This window comes from Dankookia rubra (assembly GCF_004355005.1).
Lineage (GTDB): Bacteria > Pseudomonadota > Alphaproteobacteria > Acetobacterales > Acetobacteraceae > Paracraurococcus > Paracraurococcus ruber_A.
The window spans coordinates 1-1328 of the sequence record NZ_SMSJ01000266.1; the positions used below are offsets into that span (position 1 = coordinate 1).

General features: G+C 65.4%; 1 protein-coding gene. It reads left to right on the forward strand.

Going from position 1 to position 1328, the window contains the following annotated elements; genetic code table 11:
- Nucleotides 1-58 precede the first annotated feature (58 nt).
- The gene (locus E2C06_RS36460) at nt 59-1282 is read left to right on the forward strand and encodes an IS256 family transposase (RefSeq protein ID WP_133293385.1); all 1224 of its coding nucleotides are present in this window, start codon (nt 59-61) and stop codon (nt 1280-1282) included.
- The last annotated feature ends 46 nt before the right edge of the window (nt 1283-1328 follow it).

Here is a 1328-nt window from a genome sequence, read left to right on the forward strand (position 1 = left end):
GGGGACTGTCGGCATTTTCGTGTGTTGCCGGTCATGAGGGACAGAAAGGATCTCCCCCATGGCTCGACGGAAGGCGCCGCACATCGCGGATGAGTTGCTGGACCGGCTGCTGAGAGGCACTGACGCGGCGACGGCCCTGCAGCAGGGCGGGCTGCTCAATGAACTGAAGAAGGCGCTGGCCGAGCGGGCGCTGAATGCCGAAATGGACCACCATCTCGGCGGCGAGGCGGGCGTTGGAAACAGCCGGAACGGCTACGGCCACAAGATGGTGCTGACCGACACCGGCGGGCGGATCGCCCTTGAAGTCCCGCGCGATCGGCAGGGCAGCTTCGACCCACAGCTGATTGCCAAGTACCAGCGGCGCTTCCCCGGCTTCGACGAGAAGATCGTGTCGCTCTACGCCCGTGGCCTCAGCACCCGCGAGATCGCCGGGCATGTGCTGGAGCTGTATGACGTCGAGGTTTCGGCCGACCTGGTCAGCGCGGTCACTGACGCCGTGCTGGACGAGCTCGCCACTTGGCAGGCCCGGCCGCTGGAGCCGGTCTACCCGCTGGTGTTCTTTGATGCGCTGCGCGTGAAGATCCGCGACGAGGGGCTGGTCCGCAACAAGGCGGTGCACATCGCCCTCGGCGTCAGGGCCGACGGCACCAAGGAGATCCTCGGCCTGTGGCTCGAGCAGAACGAGGGCGCCAAGTTCTGGCTGCGGGTGTTGAACGAGCTACGCAACCGCGGTGTTGAAGACATTCTCCTGGCCGTGGTCGATGGCCTGAAGGGCTTTCCCGAGGCGATCCAGGCGGCATTCCCCGAGACCACGGTCCAGACCTGCATCGTCCACCTGCTCCGGCACAGCCTCGATTTCGTCTCTTGGAAGGACCGCCGGGCCGTGGCGGCGGCGCTGAAAGAGATCTACCGTGCCGTCGACCCGGTCGCGGCCGAGGCCGCCCTGACGGCGTTTGAGGCAGGAGAATGGGGTCGGAAATACGTCGCTATCGGCCCGAGCTGGCGGCGTGCTTGGACGGAGGTCGTGCCGTTCTATGCCTTTCCCGCCGATGTGCGTCGCATGCTGTACACAACCAACGCCATTGAGGCCTTGAATGCCAAGCTGCGCAGCGCGGTCCGCACCAGGGGCCATTTCCCCACCGACGAAGCCGCGCTGAAGCTGCTCTATCTTGTCTTGAACAGGACCGAGCGGGAGTGGAGGATGCCACCACGCGAGTGGGCCATGGCCAAGGCTCAGTTCGCCGTCCTGTTCGGCCAGCGCTTCACCAAAGCCCTGGCCTGAGCAAGTCGTTAACCGACCGGACGCACACGGAATTCCTGACACTCCC

Excerpts from the sequence above, each read along its gene's own strand:
- E2C06_RS36460 (WP_133293385.1), top strand. The coding sequence starts at position 59 with ATGGCTCGACGGAAGGCGCCGCACATCGCGGATGAGTTGCTGGACCGG.